Annotated in this window: 16 protein-coding genes; all 16 read right to left on the reverse strand. The window is 35.8% G+C overall.

Annotation, left to right across the window (positions count from 1 at the left end):
* Positions 1-82: 82 nt before the first annotated feature.
* Positions 83-1,456: an ABC transporter substrate-binding protein gene (locus HMPREF9333_RS02390; protein WP_156797233.1), complete on the reverse strand. Its 1,374-nt coding sequence runs from the start codon at positions 1,454-1,456 to the stop codon at positions 83-85.
* 325 nt (positions 1,457-1,781) lie between these two features.
* The gene (locus HMPREF9333_RS02395; protein ID WP_005539523.1) at positions 1,782-3,461 is read right to left on the reverse strand and encodes a glycosyltransferase family protein; all 1,680 of its coding nucleotides are present in this window, start codon (positions 3,459-3,461) and stop codon (positions 1,782-1,784) included.
* A complete protein-coding gene (locus HMPREF9333_RS02400) occupies positions 3,451-3,930 on the reverse strand; it encodes an S-ribosylhomocysteine lyase (RefSeq protein WP_005539524.1) in 480 nt (159 codons plus the stop codon). Before HMPREF9333_RS02400 ends, HMPREF9333_RS02395 begins: the two co-directional genes overlap by 11 nt.
* Before the next feature lie 3 nt (positions 3,931-3,933).
* Positions 3,934-5,028, reverse strand: coding sequence for a tryptophan--tRNA ligase (gene trpS, locus HMPREF9333_RS02405; RefSeq protein WP_005539525.1), 1,095 nt, complete (start codon positions 5,026-5,028; stop codon positions 3,934-3,936).
* A 14-nt stretch (positions 5,029-5,042) separates the two neighbouring features.
* Entirely contained in the window at positions 5,043-5,285 is a 243-nt protein-coding gene (locus tag HMPREF9333_RS02410; RefSeq protein WP_005539526.1) for a hypothetical protein, read from the reverse strand.
* Positions 5,286-5,397: 112 nt separating this feature from the next.
* Entirely contained in the window at positions 5,398-6,315 is a 918-nt protein-coding gene (locus HMPREF9333_RS02415) for a sugar phosphate isomerase/epimerase family protein (protein ID WP_005539527.1), read from the reverse strand.
* A gap of 30 nt (positions 6,316-6,345) precedes the next feature.
* Positions 6,346-7,293: an aldo/keto reductase family protein gene (locus HMPREF9333_RS02420; protein ID WP_005539528.1), complete on the reverse strand. Its 948-nt coding sequence runs from the start codon at positions 7,291-7,293 to the stop codon at positions 6,346-6,348.
* Between the two features lie 79 nt (positions 7,294-7,372).
* A complete protein-coding gene (locus tag HMPREF9333_RS02425; RefSeq protein WP_005539529.1) occupies positions 7,373-8,347 on the reverse strand; it encodes a glycosyltransferase family 2 protein in 975 nt (324 codons plus the stop codon).
* A gap of 17 nt (positions 8,348-8,364) precedes the next feature.
* Positions 8,365-9,276 carry a glycosyltransferase gene (locus HMPREF9333_RS02430; protein ID WP_005539530.1) on the reverse strand — a complete coding sequence of 304 codons (912 nt, stop codon included), beginning with the start codon at positions 9,274-9,276 and terminating at the stop codon, positions 8,365-8,367.
* 17 nt (positions 9,277-9,293) lie between these two features.
* Complete coding sequence (locus HMPREF9333_RS02435) at positions 9,294-10,409, reverse strand: FAD-dependent oxidoreductase (RefSeq protein ID WP_040882033.1); 1,116 nt, start codon at positions 10,407-10,409, stop codon at positions 9,294-9,296.
* A gap of 99 nt (positions 10,410-10,508) precedes the next feature.
* A complete protein-coding gene (locus HMPREF9333_RS02440) occupies positions 10,509-12,542 on the reverse strand; it encodes a glycoside hydrolase family 13 protein (RefSeq protein ID WP_156797252.1) in 2,034 nt (677 codons plus the stop codon).
* On the reverse strand, positions 12,535-14,301 hold the full coding sequence (ftsH, locus tag HMPREF9333_RS02445) for an ATP-dependent zinc metalloprotease FtsH (RefSeq protein ID WP_156797253.1): 1,767 nt from the start codon (positions 14,299-14,301) through the stop codon (positions 12,535-12,537). Before ftsH ends, HMPREF9333_RS02440 begins: the two co-directional genes overlap by 8 nt.
* A 52-nt stretch (positions 14,302-14,353) precedes the next feature.
* Positions 14,354-14,890, reverse strand: coding sequence for a hypoxanthine phosphoribosyltransferase (gene hpt, locus HMPREF9333_RS02450; protein WP_005539535.1), 537 nt, complete (start codon positions 14,888-14,890; stop codon positions 14,354-14,356).
* 13 nt (positions 14,891-14,903) lie between these two features.
* Positions 14,904-16,349, reverse strand: a complete 1,446-nt coding sequence (gene tilS, locus HMPREF9333_RS02455; RefSeq protein WP_005539537.1) for a tRNA lysidine(34) synthetase TilS — start codon at positions 16,347-16,349, stop codon at positions 14,904-14,906.
* A gap of 201 nt (positions 16,350-16,550) precedes the next feature.
* Positions 16,551-16,862, reverse strand: a complete 312-nt coding sequence (locus HMPREF9333_RS02460; RefSeq protein WP_005539539.1) for a septum formation initiator family protein — start codon at positions 16,860-16,862, stop codon at positions 16,551-16,553.
* A 126-nt stretch (positions 16,863-16,988) separates the two neighbouring features.
* A complete protein-coding gene (locus HMPREF9333_RS02465) occupies positions 16,989-17,630 on the reverse strand; it encodes a DUF421 domain-containing protein (RefSeq protein WP_005539541.1) in 642 nt (213 codons plus the stop codon).
* Between the last annotated feature and the right edge of the window lie 59 nt (positions 17,631-17,689).

Here is a 17,689-nt window from a genome sequence, read left to right on the forward strand (position 1 = left end):
CTTTATGTGCCTTTCGTATCGTTATTTATAAAAACTGTTTAAGCCCGAACGGTTGGTATATAAAACCGAACCCGAACCTGTTTTATTCAGTCTTAGATGCTTCAGCCTCTGTTTTCCAGCCTTCAACAAATGCCTTTACAACATCTTCCCATTTTGAATCACTCTGGTCTGCCGCATAAGCGGTAAGTGCTGAACCCACACCATTTTTCCAGTTTTCTGAAGGCATGGTTGAGAATGTCCATGAAACAGGTACATATCCTTTTTCAACATACTCATTAGCTATATTTACAAGCGGATTTGAAGACTCAAGATTCTTTTTGAACGGTATTACAAAGCCCATGCCGCTTGCACCTGACGGAAGTGAATTTTCAGCTCCGCACAGTGCCTTAACACCGGTTTCTGAAGTTACACACCAGTTCATAAAATCAAGCGTAGCCTGAATATCTTCAGGTTTTGAATTCTTATTTACACACCAATAGTTCTCAGTACCTGTACAAAGTCCCTGCTTGTCCTCACCGTCAACACCTATGTAGATAGGAAGCATACCCAGATTATCATCACCGATATCAGTTATATCATTATATGCCCATGTTCCGTTCTGGTAAAATACCGCCTGTCCGGTTACAAATTCAGCCGTTGCGTCATCTGCAGTCTTTGTAGATATAACTGCGGGTGAAACAGTCGAATTATTTATATAAAGATCCCAGATCTGTCTGTAATTATCAAGATATGTTCCCTTTATAGCCTTTGTATTGTCTATATTATCTTTTTTATACTCATAGTATATAGGAAGATTTGCAAGATGTGTTTTAAATCTCCAATCTGAAGATTTATCCATACCTGCAGAAGTAAATGCACTGAATTTAAGCTCATTTTTTCTCTTTGTTATATCTTCTACAACCTTTTTAAAATCATTAAATCCTTTTATATCTTCCTGAGAATATCCCGCTTTTTTAAGCAGCTCTTTATTATAGATAATACCGTAGGTTTCAACAACATAGGGCACTGCCATAACTTTCTCACCGTCTTTAAGCAAAAAGTCCTCATTTGTAAGCTCTTTAAGTATGTCGCTTCCTGCAAGGTCATAACAGTAATCTTTCCATACCGCAAGTCTTACAGGACCGTTTACCTGAAAGAGTGTAGGAGCATCGGTCTTTGCAATTTCAGACTTAAGTGTAGGCTCATACTGACCTGAAGCTGCAGTAATTACCTTAACCGGAACGCCGGTTTCCTTAGTATAAAGAGCAGCGAGTTCCTGCCACTGCTCATCGGCTTCCGGCTTAAAATTCAGGTAATAAACAGAACCACCGCCTGCAGCAGCTTTATTACCCGTTTCACTGCCGCCTGCCTGACTTGATCCGCCTGAGCCGCCTGACCCTGAACCTCCCGTGCAGCCTGCAAGCAGTGTTGTTGCTGCAAGAAATGCAGCTGTACACATTAAAAAACATTTTTTCATAAAATACCTCCTTTACTTGAGAAAAATCCGTTTCAATATTCTATCCAGATATAAATGTTTTACAAAGTTTTTTAAAAAACTGAGCCAAAACCCTGAAATCTATATTGTAAACCGTTTTTTCAAGCTTAAAATTTTGAATTGGAAACGTTTCCAATTTTTAATAATTTTAAACTTTAATACCATTATTTTCAAGTAATTTTATTATTAAAATATTTTTTTGGTAATATTGTTAAATTTTAAGGCATTATTTTTGTGCATTATTACCACTTGCAATTATAGTATATATTTTTAATCCGGTTTTAGTATTTTTATCCGGATTTTTAATTTATTTACTTCCGGTTACTATATATGCCTTTGTAAGCTCCTTCTCATATAACAAAGCCCTGCTTTTAAAACCGTAATCTTTTAATCTGCCCAAAATTTCAGAGTCATTATACCGGCTTCCCCAGAGCCCGCTCCCCACATCAATGATTATTATACTGTCTTTTTCAGCTGAAAGCATTTTTACAGCTTCCTCAATCCTTTCTTCAGAGCATATATATACCCTGCTGCATTGCATAAGTTCATAGATATCCTGCGTTACTGCGGCATTTTTATAATCCGTTATAAAAATACAGTCCGTGTCAGGACTATCATCAAAAAATTTATCAACATATCTGTGCTGTAAATAAATATATTCCACAGGATATACAGTCTTTAAATCAGTATTAAAACCGGATGCCGTAGAAAAAGAACCGTATATTGAAATAAAATATCCTGCACATGAAAAAAACAGATATAGTACTAAACTGCATATAAAATATTTCTTTTTTCCAATACCTGATATAAAAGTAAAATATTTGTAAAAAGCATATGTAAAGATTACGCTTATAAAAGGAACTATATTATAATAGTACCTTGATGCCGGCACCCATATTACTGCAAACAGTATTATGCATGTAAGCCCCGTTACAGCCATGGCTATGCTTATAAACAGATCCGAGGTTTTTAACTTGACTTTGTCTGTTTTTCCCCTGCTGCCATATATTTTAGCTTCAAAAAATGCAAAACATGATATAACTATATATGCCACAAGAGCTGCAGATTTCATATTTCCAAACATACCGTAATTTATATTTGAGATAAATGATATAAAATTATAAAGCAGCCTGTGCAAAATTCCCCTGCTTAAATCAGATGACAAATTCTGCATGTAAGTATTGTTATCACCTCTAAGCTGACTTACAAAATAAGGAAATACGGCATAGGACAACATAAGAGCTACAAGCATTATAACAGTATATACGGCTGCAATTTTAAACTTCTTTTTTGCTAAAATATATATAAAATAAGATAATGATATAAAAAATGCAGGTATTATAAAGTAATATTGTGTCAGGAAACCAAGCATCAATATAAAACCTGAAAACAGAAAAAGCCTTATATATTTTTTTTCATCTACAAGCAGAACATGACAGTATGCATAAATCACAGTCAACATTGTAAGCATCATATACATTCTTATATATATCACCGTACTGACTGCAAAACATGAAAATGCATATACAGCTGCCGCCGCCAATGAAAGGTATTCACAATATTCCTCTTTTTTAAAGATTTTAAGGCATAATTTATATAAAAAAAACAGGCATATATACATAAATATAAAATTTAGTAATATGCCATTTGATTTAAGCAGCCTGCCGGGAGTAAATGAACATACCGTATGGAGAAGCATATAATAAAGAGGCGGATGTACATCTCTAATCTGATTTGAATATACCGAGGAGTAATTAAATTTCTCTCCATTATTAACAGTAAGATAATCGTAAAATACTTCACCGCCTATAATCCGATCATATATATCATATTCAGATATATCTGTCTTATAATACGAATTTGCCAAGCCGTATGAATATATCTCATCTATAAAGTATCCTGACTTAATGCATGCAAAAAAAATATATATAATAGATACCGCAAAACATAAAACAAAAAACTTTTTATATTTTAATCTATTTATCATAATACATCCTGTCATCTCCTATATCTTCAAGAACCTCTTTGATATACCTGTCTGCAATGCGTTTTGCCGCAGGCAGATCCATATCACTGAAATTACCGCAGCATTCAGGAGAAGCTCCGGGTATATCACCGTCAAAGTCCCTTATATACTCGAACATCTCCATTATAAGATCTACTATATCAGGTGAGTTTAAATCTCCTGACATTATAAGATAAAATCCCGTGCGACACCCCATTGGACCGAAGTATACTATATCATCCTTATATTTATCATGATTCCTTAAAAAAACAGCTCCTATATGTTCGATAGTATGTATAGGTGCAGTATCCATTACAGGTTCATAATTAGGTCTTGTCATCCTCAAGTCAAAGGTTGTAATTATATTTTCTCCCACCTTATCTTTTCTTGATACATAAACTCCGGGTAAAAGCTTAAGATGGTCAACCGTAAAACTCGCTATGGGTTTCATACTCTAATCCTCTCTTTTATATTTTTCAGCCTGTGAAGCAATCAGCGCCTCATCATCAAAATAATTTATTTTCATAGCCGACTTAACTTCACTCAATGTCTGTGCTGCAATATTTCTTGCTTTCTCACTGCCCTTTTTAAGTATATCATAAACCGCATATATATCCTTTTCATATTCGGCACGCCTTTTTCTTACAGGTTCAAGTTCTTCCTGTATAATGGCTTCAAGGAAGCGTTTTACCTTCATATCTCCAAGTCCGCCTTTTTGATAATGTGCCTTAAGTTCATCAAGGTTATTATATTCAGGCAGATAACGTTCAAAATGTTCCTTGCAGCTAAAAGCATCAAGATATGTAAATACAGTATTACCTTCAAGATGCCCGGGATCACTTACTTTAAGATGGAGGGGATCGGTATACATATCCATAACCTTTCTTCTAACCTCATCCGCAGTATCTGAAAGGTAGATACAGTTTCCAAGCGACTTGCTCATCTTCGCTTTACCGTCGGTTCCGGGAAGCCTTAAACATGCCTCATTTTCAGGTATAAGCGCCTCCGGCTCAACAAGCACTTCCTTGTAAACAGAATTAAACTTCCTTACAATCTCCCTTGTCTGCTCTATCATAGGCAGCTGATCCTCTCCAACAGGGACTGTAGTAGCCTTAAATGCGGTAATATCGGCAGCCTGACTTATAGGATATGTAAAAAATCCGACAGGTATGCTTGATTCAAAATTCCTCATCTGTATTTCAGCTTTTACAGTAGGATTTCTTTGCAGCCTTGCAACCGTTACAAGATTCATATAATAAAAGCTCAATTCACACAGCTGTTCAATCTGCGACTGCACAAATATAATTGTCTTCTGAGGATCCAAACCTACACTTAGATAATCAAGTGCAACTTCTATTATATTTTGCCTTACTTTTTCCGGATTTTCCATATTGTCGGTAAGAGCCTGCGCATCGGCTATCATAATCATAGTCCTTTTATATTCTCCTGAATTTTGGAGTTCAACTCTGCTTTTTAAAGAACCTACATAATGTCCGACATGAAGTCTGCCTGTGGGTCTGTCTCCTGTAAGTATTATCTTTTCCGCCATATCTTTACCGTCCGCTATACTATGTATATGCACCCCGACCTGTAAAAAAGCCTGCCGCAAAATATATGTATAGCTGCGGGTGAACAAATTGCACCCTTATTCCTTTCCTTATATATTCTTTCATATTTATTATATGATGTGGTGTCAAAAGTATTTGACACCTGCTTATACAGGATTGCTACGGCTTCGCTTCTCGCAATCCTTGTATCATTATATATAGTAGCAGTTTTCAGGTCAACACCGATTAGGTGCTTCATAATTGTCAGTCATCTTAATTTTTTATTACATATCCGCTCTTTTTTATTTTATGAACACTAACTATTCTAAATTTCACTGCAAGTTATGTAAAATAAATAAAAGGGCTTTTTTCTATACTGCAAATATATCAGCTATATATCTCATAATATCTGTCAGTATATTTAAATTATCAGTTTTTTTCATCTCAATAGATATACAGCCTGATGCACAGCCTTGCATCTTCTTTGATTTATTTTCCGGCAGAGTTTTTTCCTCTACCTCGATTTTACTTCCCTGAATATATTTAAGGTTATCCCTAAAACCTTCTCCCACACCATATCCTTGTTTTTTCAATATATCACGAAGCCTTATGTGGGTTGTCTTATGTGCAAAATCCACAGGAGCAAGATAGGGTTCGGAAATATGTATATGATTTACATATTTAAGCAAATCATCAAGGCAGTCTATATCCTCATTATTATATAATACGCAGCCGAGGTCATAATTTATACCGAAATGACTGCAGTCAACAAGCTTTACAAGCTTTAACGCCTCCTGTGTTGTATTTATATAATTTGTGTTGTAAATTACCGGGTTTGCCTCAAATGAAAAATATACATTCTTTTTTTCACAATAATCGGCAATACGTTTAAAAAAATCAACTCCTATATTATATTGTAAGGCTTCATTTTCAATAACACGGTTTTTAGGGCAACCGAATACAAGATTTCTGCATGACAGTTCATACGCACAGTCAACTGCCATTAAAATATTTTTAAATAAATCCTGTCTTTCTTCCTCGGTTCCAAAAAGACGTGAAGATACACCATAAAGAATTGACTGCATAGAGCATACTTTAATTCCATAAAGCTTATACAGGCTGTCAAGTATATTGTAAATTTTTTTAATACCATCGGAGGAATATGGATTTTGGGGGACAAGTGCCGTTGGAGCTATCTCTATATATTTAAACCCCAATTCAGCCATTTTATTATAGACAAAATCATCATCAGCCCTTTCCCATGCTATATTTGAAATTGCAAGATTCATAATCAATTTAATTTCCTTTATAAATTTAATCTAAATATGAGAAGTCTCACCAAGCTCTTTCCAAAAACCCTCAGGTATATCAGACTCAAGTGCAAGTATGCTTTCTTCAAGCTGCTTAGGTCTGCTCGCACCAAGGACCGGGTAAATCCTATTCCTTATACTCCAGCCAAGAGCTGCAGCCACAGGTTTGACCCCGTACTTTTCGCAGATTTTAAGAAATAACGTAATCGTTTCCCTGTTCTGATTGTATATGTCGGCAGTTTTTGAGTAATTTATCTTTTCACTTTTTGCAATTCTCGAATCCTCCGGTATACCGTCTTTATACTTACCTGTAAGAAGCCCCTGTGCAAGCACACCGAAACCAAGCATCCCTACTCCATGTTTCATACAGAAATCCTTTACACCGTTAGTTGAGACTTTTTGTACTGCATACGAATAAAAGCTCTGCTCAAGTACAGGTTTTTCAAGTCCAAGCCTGTCGCAGACCTCATGACATTTTTCAAGTGCATGTACAGGCCATTCAGACGTTGCCCAGTATCTTATAAGCCCTTTATTTATAAGGTAATTAAAGGTTCTGACTATCTCCTCCATAGACACATCATCATAATACCTGTGTGCATAATACAAATCAACATAGTCAAGTTCCATTCTTTTAAGGGACTCTTCTGCCGCCCAGAATATATGCTTTCTTGAAAGCCCTTTATGATACGGGCTTTCACCTATCTGCCATGAACCTTTTGTAGATATAACATATTCATCACGAGGATAGTGCTTAAGGGACTTTGCAACAAGTCTTTCAGCTTCTCCAAAACCGTAATTGTTTGAAGTGTCAAATGAACGTATGCCAAGTTCCCATGCTTTTGATATAAGTTCATCTGAAAAAGACTGAGCCAGATTTTCAGTGCCTATAGTAAGCGCACTTCCAAATGTAATTTGTGTTAATTTAAGTCCTGAGTTTCCTATTCTTACATATTCCATATCCGTTTATCCCTTCTTTGTTGTACTTAAAATCACATTGCAGACGTAAATAATTGCAGGTTTTTATATACTCACATGCTTATTCTTCATTATCCTTTTCAAAAGGTATATAGTCATATATTATAGATATAGGTCTTTTTTTGGTTTCTAAAAAAAGCTGAGCAATGTATTCCGCTATTATTGAGATTGCAAGCAGTATTAGAGCCGATGAAACTGTTATTGCAAAAAGAATAATATATACATCCTTATAAAATTTCTCTCCAAACAGCCATAAAAGCAATAAAACAAATGATGCCGCAAATTCTATAAGCATCAAGTAAAAAATCTTCCTTAAAGGCTCAACCGAGATACCTGTAAGGCTGTTTAAAGCATATCTTACCATTGATGCCAGTTTATACTTGGTCTTTCCGGCATATCTTTTATCTCTTTCATACTCAACAACTCCGGTTTTTGTACCTATAAACGGAACCGTAACTCTGAATACCGGATTAACCTCAGGCAGAGAATTTAATATATCAAGTGCTTTTCTTGATAAAAGTCTGAAGTTTGCCGCATCGTTTTCAAGTGTAAGTTTTCCTGAAAGTTTATCAAGTATGTAATAATACAGCTTCGCCGAGTATCTTTTAAATGCATTATCATTCTCACGCTTTGCCCGTTTTGCGACAACTACATCAAAGCCCTCCTCATATTTTTTAAGAAGCTTTATTATAACGGAAGGCGGATCCTGAAGATCCGCATCCATTGCAACTATCACATCTCCTGCCGCCTTTTTTAAACCGGCATTTACAGCTCCTTCAAGCCCGAAATTTCTTGATAGCTTTATAAGTGTTATATTGTGAGGATATACTTTCTTCATCTCAAGCATCTTTTCCCATGTAGAATCCTTTGAACCGTCATCTACAAGCAATACTTCAAGAGAATAATTTCCCATCACGGGTTCCAGTTCAGCTATAAGCGTATTGCAATAAACCTCTACAAGCCCTTCCTCATTGTACATAGGAGCAATCACTGAAAGCAGAGGTTTTTTTATATTTTTGTTTTTATCTTCTGGCATAAAAACTCTGTCTCTCCTTAAAACTGCTTTTTCTCAATATTCCTGTATATATAAGGTTTGCTGTCGGATGTATTTTTAAGTATGTTATCAAGGTATCTTATAATCATACCCATTATAAGAAATACTCCCGCAAAACCTATACTTATTATAATTACCGTAGATGCCCAACCTTCTACAGGATGTCCCACAAAACGGGCATATATACTGTAAAATATAAAAAATACTGAAACTGCAAGAAAAAACAGAGATATATTCTGACAAGCTCTTGTCGCAATATCTGTATAATACAGAAGTGTCTGCATCATCAGCTGAAAATTCTGTCCAAAGCTCCTTGTATTTCTGTAATTTATATCGCATGATATATATGCATATTTAAGACCTGAAAGCACATAGGAAACATTGCGGTTTACAAGCTTTCTGCCTATATCCGCAGTCTTATTCTGTCCCCGTCTCGAAGAAAGTGTCATAAGCGATGAACCTATATCCGCCTTAAAAAAATTGGTTAGGCTTGAATTAAGAACTTTATAAAAAAGCTTTGATAAAAAGCTTGTGTTTTGCGGTGTCAGAAAAACAAAATCATTCCCCTCCTGACACTTTCTATACATATCCATAATCAGATTGTAGTCCATATCTATGGATATATCCTCTATCTCTACAAGATAATCTCCTATGGCAATATTTACACCCGCTGCCAATGCCGACTGAGTATCATGATTTACCGGAAGTTCAATATAGGTAAAGTTTGCAGGCATTTTTTTTATGATTTCAAGGCTTTTATCAGCAGACTTGTTATCAACCAGTATCAGCTCATAATGTTTAAAATTTTCTTTAAGTATGTTTAAAAGTTCATTTATTTTTTTCTCTATAATATTTTCATTATTGTGTACTACTGCCACAATAGAAATATAATTATCTTCAAGATATTTCAATTTTATATCCCCCTAAATTATAGTATTGAATCCAAATCATACATTGTATTTATTTTCCCTGAAAATACCGTATAAAAATCAGGTTTACTTGAAAAACTCCTTATAATAGTAGGTCTTGAATCATCTATCTCAGAAGCCTTTATAATAGGTTTTAAAGTATATAATGACTTTACATACTCTATCTTTATATCAGGTGAAAGATACTTTTTAGCTATCTGAACCATATCAACAAACGCCGTTTTAGGGCTATAATCACAACTGTTGCAGTTGCAGGTCGATTCAGGAGTGCAGTCATCTCTGAACTGTTGACATTTAAATATCGGCAGTTTCTCATATGATGTTTCATGCGGTGTCCTTGAAACTGTTGTTATAGAGTGGTATCCGGTCCGTCCAAAAGGCATGACTGAAAAGAAAGGTCCGTCCATCACCGTAAGACCTACACCATTTATGTTTTCCGAAACATTACAAAGTATAACCTCACAAAGCTCATATTTTATATTAAGCTGTTCATATCCAAGTATGTGATGTATCTGGTTTGTACCGGCATAAGTTGCATTAAGTACATATGGCGACTCATAACCTGTATTTCCGACAGTGATTATAAAAACTCCGTTTTCATCACTTTTTTGTATGGATGTTATATTTTTCCCAAAGAGAAATTCACCCCCTGCTTCAATTGCTTCATTATAGAGCTTTTTCTTTAAAAGTATAGCATCAAATGAATATTCAAGTGTGTGAAACGCCTTATCTATAGTATGCGGATTAAAATATTTGTCTTTTTTGATCTCATCACATACCACACCAAGATTATCTGAAAATCTCTGGAACTGTTCACCATTTGTCCAGCTGTAATCAGTTGCAACCGCATATATCTGTTCGAATTCATCATTTATGCAGTTTTTAAAATCATTATAAAATCTTTGAAAATAATGCGCCGATTTTGAAGCAGTAGAATACGATCTCGGATAATGATATCCATTATGCAGTCTTGCCTGGTTTATATAAGAACCCCTTGCAAAGGGTTCTTCGTCCATATCGATTACAAGGGTTTTATAACCTGATCTTAGTAATTTCCCGGCAGCATACAGCCCGTACATACCGGCTCCGAGTATTATCCTGTCATAAGATTTCATCACCTTCTCCTCTCCTATAACTTAATATTGTAAACTCTGTATTATCTGTACAAAGAACAGTAAATTTCAGCTATTCTTTGTTGGTATTATAGCAAATTTTTAGTTGGAAACAAATATAATCCCTGAATTTTTAATTATTTTCATATGTAAATATTTATCTTCCATAGTATATGCCATACTACCAACATTATAACCGTCATCATATGTATACATAACTCTCCTGATTTTTTTATCGGGAGTAAATCCTCCCAGCCATGCAGGTATATGGATTTCAGTATCATAATCACCTGTAAAAACAACTACAAGCACTGATTCGTCATAATATGTCCTTGCATAAACCACCAGATCCCTCTGAGCATATACAGGTATAAAGCTGCCTAACCTAAGCGCTTTATATTCTTTATGTATATCATTCATATACTTATGATACTCAAGCAGCTCAAGATTTTCATTACCCCACGGATATGTTCTGCGATTATCAGGATCAGTCCACCCACATAATCCGACTTCATCTCCATAGTATATAGTAGGTGCCCCCTGCATAGTCATTTGCATCAATATTGCCTGTCTGAATACCGAAAGTTTTACACCCTCACCTGCGGCACGGCTTCCCATAGTCTGGAGTCTGCCTACCGTCCGGTTTGTTCTTGTTAAAAATCTTGAATGGTCATGGTTTGAAAGCTCATTCATCGCCATCATATATGACGGCATCGGCATCCTTGCCTTATTTCTTAAAAGCATGTCAAAAAATAAATCGGCATCGCCACGTTTTGAATCATCTCTCCAATCGGAATGCTTTTCCATACCTGTCAAAAACCAACTTACAGGCTCCATAAAAGCATCATAATTCATCACGCTGTCCCACTGCCTGCCGTTGAGCCATGATGACGGATCTCCGTAATGCTCAGCTATAATAATCGCCTGAGGATTTGCCTCTTTGACATTCTGCCTGAACCTGCTCCAAAAAAAATGATTATATTCAGTTGAATGACCCAGATCGGCAGCCACATCAAGCCTCCATCCGTCAGCACAGTAAGGAGGACTGATCCACTTTCTGGCTATCATCATTATTTCATCAAATAGTTTTTGGCTGTTTTCATAAAATAATTTAGGAAGCGTATCATGGCCCCACCACCCGTCATAGCTTTTTGAGTTATAGTCTCCGTAAAACCTAAAATACCCTCTGTAAGGGCTTTTCTCACTCTCATATGCCCCCGGCGGGTATTTACCTGTCATTTTGTAAATTTCTTCACGATCCATCCATTTATGAAATGAACCGCAATGGTTAAACACCCCGTCCATTATGACTTTTATACCCTTTTTATGTGCTTCCCTTATAAAAAAAGCAAAAAAATCATCACTTGCCTTTAAATTAGCCTCATCGGTTGTCCTTATGCGGTATTTATCCGCCTTTTTATTATCAGTATCATTTTCAGAAAGTACACTGCCTCCATCCTTTACTATCTTGCCGTAATGAGGATCTATATGTTCATAATCCTGTGCATCATATTTATGATTTGACGGTGATACAAAAAGAGGATTGAAATAAATAACCTCAACTCCGAGATCTTCAAGATAATCAAGTTTATTTAATACTCCCTGAAGATCCCCTCCGTAAAAATATCCTACGTCAAATGCGGAAGGATATTCATTCCAGTCTGATATATGTCTTGACGGCAGCCCTATATATATGTATTCATCATCAAGCACATCATTTTTTTCATCTCCCCGTCGGAACCTGTCAACAAATATCTGGTACATAAGTGCACCTTTTGCCCACTCAGGTGTCTTAAATCCGGGAATTATTCTGAAAAAAAATATATCTCTAAGCTCACCTGATATCCCCAGCTTATCATAGTAAAGCGTTTCAGTGCCGCTTTCAAGCATGAAAGCATATAAAAGCTCCTCACTGCCTATATTGGCAGATAACTCATAATAGTCAAAGTATCTGTCGCAGCTGACCTTTTCCATCAGGGTTTCAATATTCCGATTTTTACTACGGTTTATAAAAAATACTTTCTGAACATCATTTAACGCAGTTCTTATACGGATTCTTATATCCTCTCCCTCACAGGGCTCTGAAGGAAATGCATAAGAATCAGTCTCATCACTGAATATAGCCTCTCTAATCATCAAATAATGCCTCAAACTCCTCATAGCCTATCTTTTCTTTTTCAAGAAGAAGATCTGCACATTTTTCAAGAACGTCAATATGTCTTGTAATTATATCTTTTGCCTTTTTATAACAGGTTTCCATTATATTTCTTACTTCCTCATCTATCATGGCTGAAGTTTTTTCAGAATAAATCTTTTCATGTCCAAAATCCCTGCTTACAAGGATTTCTTCCTCACCTTCATAGTTTATAAATCCAAGTTTTTCACTCATACCGTAACGCATAACCATAGCTCTGGCAGTCATGGTTGCCTGCTTTATATCGGAACTTGCGCCGGTTGTGATGTCATTAAACTTGATCTCTTCAGCTATCCTTCCTCCAAGTGCCACAACTATATTATCAAGAAGCCTGTTTTTACTGTTAAACATCTCGTCTTCACCCGGCTTAGGCATGGTATAACCTGCCGCACCCATACCCGTGGGTATTATTGATATAGTATGTACAGGACCTACATCAGGCAGCTGCCTGAAAAGTATGGCATGACCTGCTTCATGATAGGCGGTTATTTTCCTTTCCTTTTCACTTATTATACGGCTTTTTTTCTCCCTGCCTATTCCCACCTTGATGTAGCTCTCATCTATATCGTTCTTTGATATAAACTGTCTGCCTGATTTTGCAGTAAGTATAGCAGCCTCATTTAATAAATTCTCAAGATCGGCTCCTGTAAAACCTGAAGTGCCTTTTGCCACCTCATGAATATCTATATCGGAACCAAGCGGTTTATCTTTTGAATGTATCTTAAGGATTTCCTCCCTGCCGCCTATATCAGGACGTGATACAGTTATCTTTCTGTCAAATCTTCCGGGACGCAGTATCGCATTATCAAGTATATCCGGGCGGTTTGTTGCAGCCATGATTATGATGCCTTCATTTACGCCGAAACCGTCCATCTCAACTAAAAGCTGATTTAAGGTCTGTTCACGCTCATCATGACTTCCGCCAAGCCCTGAGCCTCTATGCCTTGCAACCGCATCTATCTCATCTATAAATATAATACATGGCGCATGTCTTTTTGCGTCTTCAAATAAATCTCTTACCCTTGAAGCACCTACACCTACAAACATTTCGACAAAGTCTGAGCCGGATATTGAAAAAAACGGCACCTTAGCCTCACCTGCAACCGCCTTTGCAAGCAGGGTTTTTCCTGTCCCCGGAGGTCCTACAAGTAAAATTCCTTTTGGAATTCTTGCTCCAAGTGCAGTATATTTTGCAGGATTTTTAAGGAAATCGACAACTTCCTCAAGTTCTTCCTTTTCTTCATTGAGTCCTGCTACCATTTTAAAATTAAATTTATTTGTGTTGCTTAGCCTGGCACGGCTTTTACCGAAATTCATCATCTTTGAACCGCTTGCACCGGATGAACGGCTTTGAAAAAGCATAAGTACAAAAAATGCTGCCGCAACGGTAAGAATAAGCGGTACCAGTATATCAGCGATTGTATTTCCCTTTTCAATATCCTTTATCACATAATCTATATTTTTATCTTCAAGGTAGTGTATTACGGAATTTACATCAGATACATAATAATCCTGGCTTAAACTGTGATCTTTAAACTGTATTCTTACAGAGCCTGTCGGTGTCTGGCTGTTCTGACTTATTATCACCTCTTCAACATTTGTATCCGACAAAAGCTGTATAAATCTGCTTCTGCTCATACCGCCGGCGGCATTTCTTTTTTCTATTACACTGAAAATCATGCCACCAACTGCAAATGCCATCAATAAGATAACTATAAACCTAAATTGCTGTTGATTTGAATTTTTCAAAGCTTTACTCCTTTTCGTCAAATTCCACCACTCCTATAAATGGCAGATTTCTATATTTCTGGTTATAATCAAGTCCATAGCCTACTACAAATTCATCAGGTATTGAAAAGCATACATAATCAACCTTTACATCCTTTATAACACGCCTTGAAGGCTTATCAAGGAGTGTACACAGTTTAATACTTCTAGGTCCTCTGCTTTGCAAAAGCTCCAAAAGATATGACAGTGTTCTTCCTGAGTCTATTATATCTTCCACTATAAGCACGTCTTTATCTTTAAGGTCCTCATCAAGATCTTTGAGTATCCTTACAACTCCGCTTGAAGTTGTTTCCGAACCGTAGCTTGATACGCTCATGAAATCAAATGATACAGGTATACTTATACGTCTTGCAAGTTCACACATAAACATTGCCCCTCCCTTAAGCACACATATAAGATGTATCTGCTTTTGGGCATAATCTTTATTTATCTGTTGTGCAACCTCCCGAATCCTCTTGTTTACCTGCTCCTCACTCAGCAATACCCTGATCTTTTCTGACATATGCCTTACCTCATTATTTTATATATCTTATCTGTAAAATCTTTTTTGTGTTTTCGTGTATTTTAAAACGTTCATTAATACGCTTTCCAACTATCCATACTACTTCACTGCCTTTTACAAGAAGCGGTATATCTCCTCTGTCCCGTGCAGGAATCTTTTCATCAGCCATATATGACTTAACAGTTTTCCTGCCCACCTTTTCAAGTCTTATAAAATCTCCAGTCTTTCTGTACCTTACCTCATAGTCGCTGCCTATAATATCGGCATCAAACCATTTTAATACATCGGAATGAGGTATTTCCATACCGTATATGTAATCAAACACGGTAATCTCAAACATTTTGCCGCCTGAAAGCTCCCGTATACTGCCGTCAGACATTTTTATAAAAATATTTTTATTATTACAATGCTTATCTTTCCGGTATATACAGAGACTTTCATAGGTCCTTTCCGCCCTTAAATTATAGGGGAGGTCAATACTTTTACCAACCTGCATATCCATAAGTGCCTCTATACCGTCAATATGCACTGAAGCGATATCCTTAAGACTGTGGCATGCCCTGGCAATCATAAGCCTTATTATATGGGCTGTTATAATATGCGGCTGCTTTTTAAGCACCTCTATTGGTATACTGATCCTTTCTTCTTCCTCCAACATATGCCTGTCTATTATATTGTATACTTTTCTGTCTAAATAGTCAAATGTATCTGAAATAATCTCTGCCGCTTTGTTAATATTGTCTATGGCTGATTGATTAATTTCTTTCAGTTCCGGTATTATATTATGCCTTATACGATTTCTTGTATAATCAGTACTTAAATTGGTTGAATCAGTTACAAAACCTCTCCCCTCCTGTTTAAGATATTTTTCAATCTGTACCCTTTCTGCACAGAGCAAAGGTCTTATAATCATACCTGCTGCCGCCTTCATGCCTGAAAGTCCCTTGAGTCCGGTTCCTCTTATAAGCTGCATAATCACGGTTTCAGCATTGTCGTCTTTATTGTGTGCAACCGCTATTTTTACCCTGTTATTAAAAACATCGGTTTTATATAAATCGCTAATATCCGAAAACTTCTTTATCTTTTCAGTATCATCCTTAAAATAAAATTTTAAAGCAGCTTCATAGAGCGACTTATATCTCAGAATTCTGGCAGCTTCTTCAACTGAAAGCTTATTTAATGAAGCATACGATGGCACATCAACATATATAATATCATATTTAATATTAAGCCTTTCACAAAGCTTTGCTGTAAAATCGGCATCCCTGTCAGCCTCATCACCTCTTATACCGTGATTTATATGAATCGCTTTAAGCTTTAATGAATATACATCGGCTATACTGTGCATTATATATGCGAGGGCGGTTGAATCCGCACCTCCGCTTAATGCAAGTATACATACATCTCCTTCTGTAAGGAGATTGTGTTTTTTTATATATTTTAGTACATCTTCCTGCAATATAATCTCCTTCCCTGATTGTATGCCTATATCGAAATCTTATTTCAGGAAGCTTTAACTTCCTTTTTAAAAAGTTACTCTATATGTTTTATATATTTTTAACAAACATATAGCAGTTAAAAACCTCCGAATCTTAAACTGATTCGGAGGTAAAACTTTTATAGGCTTTATATATAAGCATACAAATATAAATATGAACATTCACTGTTCGGGCTTAAGAAGTATCTCATCAGGCTTTACAAGACCCAGTTTTTCTTTTGCAACCTTTTCTATATACTGCTTTGTCTGTACATAAATACGATATTGTTCAAGCTGCTCTGAACGCCTGCTTTCCGCCTCAACCTGACTTGTTAGAGTCTCTATCCTTTCCTGATAAGCCGCCTGCTTTTCTTTAAGTGCATTGACCTGATTCCTGAGTACAAAAGCCATACTTAAAGCGACTAAAACCACAGTGATTACAGCCCACCTGTTTTCATTTCTCTGTGATGTTTTTCTTTTAATATTTCTTGCCATACTGCACCCCGACTGAAATTTAATGATATTATTATAATATATACTTCATATATATTCAAGCCATGAAGTAAAAAACGATTTTTTAAAGCCGAACTTTTATATAAATCATTTAAGCAAAAACACCTCTTAATCAAAGGAATGATAAGGTTCCAGAATTAACTTGCTATCTACATATTCTCCTAAAAATATATCACTGTATTTATTTAAGCCTTGTTTTTTAATTTCTTCAATTAGCCACTTTTCATCCTTACCTAATAATTCTAAAATATCAGTTTGTAAATGCCCGTCTGTTATCAATGGAAACTTCGGATTTTTTTCACCCGGATGAATAATAATAAGTTGACCATTTTGCTCTACAACAGCTCTTTTTACATCTCTTACTGAGTAAACATTGTTTGTTCGAAGTTTAAAAGATACATCATGAGCAGATAAACCAACTTTTTTGCAATTTTCAATATTAATTTTACCATTGTCAATAATTATTAACGCTTTTCCATCTACTAACTGTTTTATTTTTACATTATGCTTTTTTATCCATTTTAAACTCAGTACAAGAACACACCATATACACAGAATACCAACATAATCCATTATTTTAATATTATTATTGTAAATCACTCCTCCAATAATACCTCCAAGCACATAATTTTGTACTTGATCACTGGCAGATGATGGAGCTAAATTTCCTTTTCCCGATATGTTTATTATCATTATCAAAGCTAAAAAACCAATTAATAATTTTATTGACACCAAAACAAATCCGTTCATAAGTTCCTCTTGATATTTAATTATATTTATAGTTATTTCAAAACATAAATCACAATTTC

This window comes from Johnsonella ignava ATCC 51276, from assembly GCF_000235445.1.
GTDB lineage: Bacteria > Bacillota > Clostridia > Lachnospirales > Lachnospiraceae > Johnsonella > Johnsonella ignava.